Source organism: uncultured Flavonifractor sp. (assembly GCF_944387675.1).
GTDB lineage: Bacteria > Bacillota > Clostridia > Oscillospirales > Oscillospiraceae > Flavonifractor.
The window spans coordinates 23733-31378 of the sequence record NZ_CALXFV010000013.1 but is presented as its reverse complement, the minus strand read 5'-3'; the positions used below and the strand labels follow the sequence as shown (position 1 = coordinate 31378).

Sequence of the window (7646 nt, the reverse complement as noted above, 5' to 3'; positions counted from 1 at the left end):
CCGCTTGGGTACGTTTCCTCTTCTGGGCACTTTGCTTCCCTCCTTCATAGTATGATTTCATAGGTACTCGAAGGCTTTGTCAAAAGCCCCCGTGTAAGACAAGTGCCTGCTTGTCCAGTGCCCCACAGGAAACGCACCTATTATAAATATATAGGTAAGCGCTTCTGCAAGGACAACTGCCTTGCGCCTGACGCGCGTTGATTCCTTGAAATGGTTTGGAAGTAATTTAATTACTTCTTGCCGGCCTTGGGCCGCTTGGCGCCGTACTTGGAACGGCCCTGCATCCGGTTGGCAACGCCCTGGGCATCCAGAGTGCCGCGGATGATGTGGTAACGCACGCCGGGCAGGTCCTTGACACGGCCGCCGCGAATCATCACCACGGAGTGCTCCTGCAGGTTGTGACCCACACCGGGAATATAAGCGGTCACTTCGTAGCCGTTGGTCAGACGCACACGGGCGATCTTACGCAGCGCGGAGTTGGGCTTCTTCGGGGTGGAGGTACGAACAGCGGTGCACACACCTCTCTTCTGGGGAGAAGGCAGGTCGGTCTCCCGGTTCTTCAGAGTGTTCAGACCCTTCTGCATGGCGGGAGAGTTGGACTTGTAGGTTACGGCCTCGCGTCCCTTCCGGACGAGCTGGTTAAACGTAGGCATGGTTTTCCTCCTTTCTTCTGTTCTGAAATATATATTTTAACGGAATAACCAAAAGTTATACCGCTAAAATCAAATTCAGCGCAGCAGCGCGGCAACCGCACTGCCCACCGCTATCCCGCAGGCGGAGCCCAGCTCCTTCATCTGCGGCACGCGCTCCACCGGAATGGACCGCTCCCCGCACAGCGCTGCCACGGGATCGGTCACCCGGGGATCGGCGTCCTCCGCCAAAAAGACACGGGCGGCTTTCCCGTCGTTGATGGCCCGGCGGGTCTGCTTCACGCCTACCACTCTGGACCCCTGCTTGAGCTCTGCCAACATCAGGCCGCCGCCCCTTCCTTTTATACTTCCGAAAGCCCGGATCTTATCCGGCCTTCCTCGGCAGGCACACCTGCGCAATTTGGAATTATACCATAGGCCAATTTTGAAGTCAATCAGAAAATCACTAGATTTTCCGGCACTTTGCGCCCGTTTCCCGGTCAGATCTGCCAGCCACCCCGCTCCCGGTGTCCCGAGGGTTCAGGCTGTTTCTTTTTGTTATTATTTGTTTCCGATTTTTCGCCAAAAAAGCAGGATTTTGTTGTGCTCCCACTTTTATTTTTTGTCCTCAACCCATTGGGGCGCAAGGGATTGAGATCCGGCGACAAAATTTCCTATTGACTTTTCAGGCTAGAAGTGGTTACAATATGGTTACAATTCAGCAACCAACAAGTAACAGACTGTAACAGGAGGATTCCTAACCATGAAAATACGAGCCCTTCGTGTGCTTGCCTGCCTGGCTCTGTGCTTTGCACTGGCCAGCCCGGTATACGCCACTGAGAGCGACGTCACGGCTACCGTCAACGGTACCACCGCCGAAAGCGGCGTTACGGTTACTGTCAATGGTACCGCCATTGAGACGGGATTTACCTCACAGGTACTCAATAATCAGACTTACGTCTCCTATAATTCCATCGTGACTGCGCTCTATCCCGATGCTGTCGCCGTATGGGCCAACAACCAGGCGGAAGTGACCGCCGCCGGCCTGAAGCTGTGCATCAAGCCCGAGGCCAGCTACATTGTGGCCAACGGCCGCTACCTGTACGTCCCTCAGGGCGTGAAGGTGGACGGATATCACATTCTGGTCCCCGTGCGGACCCTGTGCCAGGCGCTGGGCGCCTCTGTGGAGTGGGATGGAACCACTTCCACCATTTCGATCACCTCCGGCACCGGCCCCATCGCCTCCGGCGAGAGCTTCTACGATGCTGACGATCTGTACTGGCTCTCCCGCATCATCAACGCCGAGAGCGGCAACCAGTCCCTGCAGGGCAAGATTGCCGTGGGCAACGTGGTGCTCAACCGGGTGGCCAGCACCCGGTTCCCCAACAGCGTGTATGACGTTGTTTTTCAGCGCAACCAGTTCACCCCCGCTTCCAGCGGCACCATCAAGCGCACCCCCAACGAGGAGAGCGTGATTGCCGCCAAGCTGTGCCTGGACGGCGCCAACACCGTGGGCGACGCACTGTTCTTTGTCAATCCCCGGGTCTCCCCCAACAGCTGGGCGTCCCGCAACTGCACCTACGTCGCAACTATCGGTGCTCACGCCTTTTTTGCCTAACCACTTTAGCTTGTCTGAATTGTACGAAAAAGCGGGCCGTTTCCCCCGGGAAACGGTCCGCTTTCTTTTCTTTGTCGGATCGGGCGGGGCTGTCACCGGTTTTTTCTCCGTTTTTTTGCAAATAGGACTTGACGGCGAGAGAAAATATGCTATAATAATTTTTGCTGTCCGCCACCCGACCATGGTCTGGACAAAACCTGGAGTAGTATCGAAGTGGTCATAACGAGCACGACTGGAAATCGTGTAGCCGTCAAAAGCGGCTCGAGGGTTCGAATCCCTCCTACTCCGCCAAAAAAGGAAGCGCACCTGCCTAGGCAGGTGCGCTTCCTTTTTTGGTGTTTTGGCGGATCGCTATCCCGCCTCCATGACCTCCATCTCTTTCCAGGTGGGGTGTACCTGCTCAATGTCGTCCCAGGTATCAAACAGCTGCTCCAGAATGGCCCAGGTCGCATATTGGTAGACATACGTAATCTCCACATGGGCGGGCAGAATGCTCTCGATGATGGCCCGCAGTTCCTCCAGGTTGGAGGGAATGCCGGCCACATCGGGGAAGGACACCTCCACTCTCCCCGGCAGGCCGGTCTCGCTGGCCACGGCGTTGACGCCGCATCCCTTCAGGTTGTCGTTGATGGCGGCCAGGGTAAAGCTGTCTCCGCCAATGCGCAGCAGGGCGGCCAATGCCGCCCTGCGCATCTCCAGCTGATCGGTCACCGGCTTCCGGGCCAGCAAGACCTCGATGGCCTCCAATCCCCGGTCCTGGGCAGTGGAAACCAGCATCTCCCGCTGGATTTCCTCCAGCACATCCGCCGCCTCATCCAGGGCCGCTCCCTGGGCGTCCAGCTCTCCCCCGTTTGCAGTCCCCTCCAGCTCATAGATCCGCAGGGGCCGCAGGAGCTGGCGCAGATATTCCCCGTAACCACTCATGTCCCCGCCCCCAGTTCTGAAATGGTAAGGCTTGACAGCCGGGGGAGCACATCGCTGTCCACCGCCACATCGGCGGTTGGGGCGTCAATGACATAGTTTTTCACTCCATCCACGGCGAAGGTCAGTTCGCCCAGCTTGGCCCGCAGGATGTCCTGTCCCAGCAGCCGCCCGTCGAACCAGCTGCGTATCGCCTGCTTCACCGCCTGGCGCACACTGGCTCCGTCCCGGTTGTCCTCCGCCGCCACCCGGATGGTCACCGTCACGTTTTTCACCTCCGGCGCCCGCACCTGGAGCTCCACGGCGATCTCTCTGCGCGCCTCGAAGTACTCCTGTACCTCCTCCAGCAGGGTCTGATCCGGCACCCCCGCCGCCGTGGCGATCACCACATCCACCGTACCCACGCCCCTGGGCCGTGGAATCACCGTGGCGGCCGCCACCTGGGGAAAGGACATGGCGCCCTGCTGGTAGAAGGCGGCGTTGGCTCCGTTTGGCATCCGCTGATAGGTCTCCAGCACCCGGCTTCTCAGCGCCTCGTCGTCCTCGGTGTCCACCCCGCCGGAGAAACCCTCCGGATTGGTGCAGCGGTTGACGCCCACAGGGGCCACGGCCATGGCCCGGATGGTACCTGCCGCCACGTTGCCGGAGGCTCCCGGTTCCGCCGCCACGGCGGGTACCTCCACCTCCGTCTCGCCTGCGGCGATGACGCCCTCCTCCGTTGTCTCAAACCGCAGGCCTCCAGCAGTCATACACACCGTTCCCGCAGCCACCACCAGATCGGTGTCCCCCGCGGCGTCAATCTCGAAGCGGATCACGCCCTCCGCCGCCGTCGCCTCCCGCCGGGTAAGCCCCCGCAGCTGGGCATGTAAATCCAGATAGTCCTCCACCGCGGTCTGGGGAAAGCACTGCCGGTTGACCCAGTCCGCCTGGGTATACAGCCCATAGATCTGACTGGCCACGGCATAGAGGCGCACCGCCATATCTCCCCCTCCGCTGAGGGTAAGCCCCGTCTCCTGCTGAAACAGAGCCGCCATCTGATTGTAAATCTCATCCACTGTCATTTTCTCACCCTCCTCCCAGCTCCAGCTCCAGGGTCAGCGTCTGACCCCGCCACTCCAGGTAGAGCCGAAGAGTACCGTCCGTCTCCAGCTCCGCCGCCGTCACTGTCAGTTCCGGCTCGTCGGCCAGGGCCTGGGCGGCGTACTGCTTGGCCATGCTCTCCCGCTGGGCGGGCTTGCACCGGCCCAGCTGATGCAGCTGGCTGCCCAGCTCCGGCAGGGGCGGAAAGCTGCCTCGGGGAATGGACAGCTTCCACATGACCCGCTGGAGCAGCTCTTGGCTCCCCTCTGCCCGGCGGAAGGCGCCGGTCTCATCCGTCACATAGTCCCCATCCCGCACCATCAGTTCCATGGATTCACCCCGCAGTCATCACCGGCTGGCCGTTTACCGTCAGGCTGCCGGTGATATTGACGGTCCCATCAGCCCGCAGGTGCAGAACCGCCTTGCCGCTGTGCAGGAGCACCTCTCCCTCTTCCAGCTCCCACTGGTCAGAGCACCGCTCACCTGCCACACAGGGCAGGGCGCCGCCGGCTCCGGTTTTGATCACCAGCACCTGCCTCCCCCGGCTGGGCCGCCATACGTATCCGCCGGGCGCAAACACCGGCAGATTTCGCCGCTCTCCGTCCAGGTAAACTCCCGCCGGGTCCTCCGGCAGCGTCACCTGCCCCAACTGGGCCGCGGGTTCCGGCTCCTGCCTGCTCCGGCTTTTCTCCGCAATCCACATGTTCCCCTTCTCCTCTCTATCTCAGCGCGTCCGGTACACCCAGGGTAAGCCTGGTGTGCAGGCCGCATTCATCCAGCCCGCATGTCATCTCTGCCACCCGCCATATCCCCTCTGCCACCGGATACCGGGGGTTGAGCTCTACCAGGTCCCCCGGCCAGGCCAGGAAGGCCCCGGGCAGCTCCAGCTCCACCTGCCGCAGTTCCTCTCCCGACCGGGCCAGCTGATAATCCCCGGAATAGCGCATGGCCTGATAGGTGCTTCTCCCCGGCATGGTGAGCACCCTCCGGCACAGGCCGCCTCTTTGGGCAAACTCAGCGTTTTCCACGCGCTGCACCGCCTCGGTGGTCCGGTCCCGCACCAGTATCTGGGACAGCACTCCGTAGCGCTGATCCCGCAGCGTCAAGGCGGTAATGGCTCCTTCCGCCCCAATGCGCAGCCGCAAACCCTCCGGCCAAGGCCGGGCGTCCAGCCTGCCCAACCGGTCAAAGCGCGGGGTAACCCCGCCGTAATAGCGGCAGAATTCGTAAACCACCTGCCATTCGCTGCTGCCGGTGTCCACCACAAATCCCGGCACCACCGGCAGGCTGACACCGGGCAGGGCCTGAATGCCGTAGGGCGCCACATGGTCCCGGAGGATGTCCTGCCAGGTGGCGGTCTGGTACTCCATGCCCAGGGCCTCGTTGTCCAGCAGCCGGGCGGCCATACTCCGTCCCGAGACGGTAAGAAAGCCTCCCTTTTCGTTCCAGCCCCGTTCGCACTCATCTACCACGCCGGTAAAAACCGTCTGTCCGTTTTCCACCGCCGTAAAGCTCACCGCCTCCGCCAGCAGGTCTTCCTCCCCCGGTTCCCACAGGCAGGTGAGCAAAAAGCTGTCGCAGGGCGTACCCCGCCCATACTGGAACTGCCACCCCGTCACATCCGGCAGGGCAATTTCCCGTCCGTCCCAACAGGTCAGCCTTCCCTTCATCTCAGGCCACCCGCACTTTCTGCCCCACCAGGATCAGATTGGGATTCTTGATCTGGGGGTTGAGGGCTACCAGCTCGGTCAGCCCCATGCCATACCGCCGGGCAATGCCCCACATGGTGTCTCCCCGCACCACCGTGTACCACTGCTCCGCGCCAGTCCCGTTTCCTTCCTCCTGCTGGCCCGTTTCTACGGTGCCGCCGGAGACCGCGGTCCCGGTATTGTGTCCGTCATAGCTCTCCCAGAAGGTAAAGCTGTAGCGTACATAATCCGCCCTGGGTTCCTGGGTGAGGGAGAGTTCCACAAAATAGGCGTTGGAGGTCTGCCACACCGGATGCACCAGCAGCCCCGGCCCGTCGGAATAAAATACCGTGGCCAGCTGTTTAAACAGCTCGTAGGCATCCTCCCCTACAAACTCCCCTTCTCCCTGCATGATCCGCTGCTCCGGCCCCAGGTCCTGCAAGGCATACCGCCCAAAGGGTACCTTGTCCGCCCCCATGCTCCGCCGAAAGCCGATGGAATACACCCTGGGGTTGTGGGGCCAGACAAAGTCCTTATACCGCATTGCCGCCAATCTCACAGCAGTTGAAACCCCCCGTCAAATCTTCTGGCATCCCGCCGAACCAGCCGGTCCAGCGTCCCGGCATCCCACCGCTCCCCGCCCGAGCCGTCTCCCGGCCGCTGCAAGCTCACCACTCTGGTCTCCCGCCGGGGGGCGGGCGGCTCCCACAGGCTCCGTCTCAGGGCCTGATAGGCCCATTCCGCCGCCGCAGTCTTCCCCGCCGTCCCGCCCTCTTCCTCCAAGCCGGCCGTTCTTACCCCGGCCAAAATATCTGACCCGCGGCTGTCCGCCCCGCCGGAGTCAGCCATCTCCCCGTCCCCAAACTCCGCCGCCCCCCCGGCAAACGCCGTCTGCATGCTTTGAATAGCCGGGGCGGGCCGCTCCCCTTCCCCTTGGTCCTCGTCAGCTTGGGGAACGGGGAGGGCAATCTCTGCCCAGAGTTCTCCCCAGATGTCCGTCTCCTGTCCCTCCCGGGTCTGCTCCCTCTGCGCAAGCAGCAAACGTGCAATGTAATCGGTCATAGCCGCTCCCCCCGCTTCAGCTGTTCATAGCGCTCCTGGTCAAAGGAGGCGTTTTGCGCTGCCGTCAGCTCTCCCGTAGGCATGCCGCACGCCGGGCAGCGCTCCTCCTCCGCCTCTTCCCTGCATGGGGGACACAGCCGGGCCATGGCCTCTTCCCGGTCCAGCATCAGGTTCAGGGCGCACCACAGGTAATCCCGCGCCTTCATGTTCTGGGTACGCTCCTCGGTGGGCAGCGCCCGAAACATTTGGAGCACGCGCCAGCGAAGGCGCTCATAAGGCGCGTGCTCCAGGCTTTTTTTAGGGACAGGGCGGCCTCCTCTCCATCCTCCGGGGAGGGATTTTCCGTCCGGTCCAGCCGGCTCCAGCATCTGGCCAGCGTCCCGATCTCCCCGGCACTCAGCCCCTCCAGCACCGCTTTTCCCGAGGCAAACAGCGGCCTGCCCTTCCGCTCCAGCGCCCGGGCCAGCAGGCAGGCATTGGCGCACAAGGCCCGCTCCTCCTCCGTCCGGGCCAGCTCCTTCGCCTCCCGCCCGGCGTCCAGCACCTCCATGGCGGAGAGGAGGCGGAGCTCCCTTCCATCCTCCAGCCTCAGCCGGTCAGCCCGGCTGAGAATTGACTCCTGCTGCATAAAACCTCCCTGTCCGCGCT

General features: G+C 62.1%; 12 protein-coding genes and 1 tRNA gene. 2 read left to right on the top strand and 11 right to left on the bottom strand.

Translation table 11 applies throughout. The annotated features are described in order from the left end of the window. Nucleotides 1-230: 230 nt before the first annotated feature. On the bottom strand, nt 231-653 hold the full coding sequence (gene rpsL / locus Q0J74_RS02625; protein ID WP_087187743.1) for a 30S ribosomal protein S12: 423 nt from the start codon (nt 651-653) through the stop codon (nt 231-233). 75 nt (nt 654-728) lie between these two features. Beyond that, nucleotides 729-971, bottom strand: a complete 243-nt coding sequence (locus tag Q0J74_RS02620; protein WP_297210169.1) for a ribosomal L7Ae/L30e/S12e/Gadd45 family protein — start codon at nt 969-971, stop codon at nt 729-731. A gap of 421 nt (nt 972-1392) precedes the next feature. Between Q0J74_RS02620 and Q0J74_RS02615 the strand changes: the two genes are divergently transcribed. Continuing rightward, nucleotides 1393-2247 carry a cell wall hydrolase gene (locus Q0J74_RS02615; protein WP_297210166.1) on the top strand — a complete coding sequence of 285 codons (855 nt, stop codon included), beginning with the start codon at nt 1393-1395 and terminating at the stop codon, nt 2245-2247. Nucleotides 2248-2446: 199 nt separating this feature from the next. After that, nucleotides 2447-2538, top strand: a tRNA-Ser gene (locus Q0J74_RS02610). 60 nt (nt 2539-2598) lie between these two features. On the opposite strand, the gene Q0J74_RS02605 is transcribed toward Q0J74_RS02610, so the two are convergent. The 9 genes from Q0J74_RS02605 to Q0J74_RS02565 are packed head-to-tail and all read right to left on the bottom strand — an operon-like array spanning nt 2599 to nt 7626. Next, on the bottom strand, nt 2599-3171 hold the full coding sequence (locus tag Q0J74_RS02605) for a DUF2313 domain-containing protein (RefSeq protein ID WP_297210162.1): 573 nt from the start codon (nt 3169-3171) through the stop codon (nt 2599-2601). Then, nucleotides 3168-4229: a baseplate J/gp47 family protein gene (locus Q0J74_RS02600; RefSeq protein ID WP_297210160.1), complete on the bottom strand. Its 1062-nt coding sequence runs from the start codon at nt 4227-4229 to the stop codon at nt 3168-3170. Before Q0J74_RS02600 ends, Q0J74_RS02605 begins: the two co-directional genes overlap by 4 nt. 4 nt (nt 4230-4233) lie before the next feature. Further along, nucleotides 4234-4578 (bottom strand): hypothetical protein, encoded by a 345-nt coding sequence (locus Q0J74_RS02595; RefSeq protein WP_297210157.1) that lies wholly within the window; start codon nt 4576-4578, stop codon nt 4234-4236. Nucleotides 4579-4582: 4 nt separating this feature from the next. Next, the gene (locus tag Q0J74_RS02590; protein ID WP_297210154.1) at nt 4583-4951 is read right to left on the bottom strand and encodes a hypothetical protein; all 369 of its coding nucleotides are present in this window, start codon (nt 4949-4951) and stop codon (nt 4583-4585) included. 16 nt (nt 4952-4967) lie between these two features. Continuing rightward, nucleotides 4968-5918, bottom strand: a complete 951-nt coding sequence (locus Q0J74_RS02585; protein WP_297210151.1) for a hypothetical protein — start codon at nt 5916-5918, stop codon at nt 4968-4970. A 1-nt stretch (nt 5919) separates the two neighbouring features. Continuing rightward, a complete protein-coding gene (locus Q0J74_RS02580) occupies nt 5920-6495 on the bottom strand; it encodes a LysM peptidoglycan-binding domain-containing protein (protein ID WP_297210148.1) in 576 nt (191 codons plus the stop codon). Then, nucleotides 6492-6998: a hypothetical protein gene (locus Q0J74_RS02575; protein ID WP_297210145.1), complete on the bottom strand. Its 507-nt coding sequence runs from the start codon at nt 6996-6998 to the stop codon at nt 6492-6494. Before Q0J74_RS02575 ends, Q0J74_RS02580 begins: the two co-directional genes overlap by 4 nt. Continuing rightward, on the bottom strand, nt 6995-7204 hold the full coding sequence (locus Q0J74_RS02570) for a molybdopterin oxidoreductase (RefSeq protein WP_297210142.1): 210 nt from the start codon (nt 7202-7204) through the stop codon (nt 6995-6997). The genes Q0J74_RS02575 and Q0J74_RS02570 overlap by 4 nt, the downstream gene beginning before the upstream one ends. Continuing rightward, nucleotides 7201-7626: a hypothetical protein gene (locus Q0J74_RS02565; RefSeq protein ID WP_297210139.1), complete on the bottom strand. Its 426-nt coding sequence runs from the start codon at nt 7624-7626 to the stop codon at nt 7201-7203. The genes Q0J74_RS02570 and Q0J74_RS02565 overlap by 4 nt, the downstream gene beginning before the upstream one ends. Nucleotides 7627-7646 lie beyond the last annotated feature (20 nt).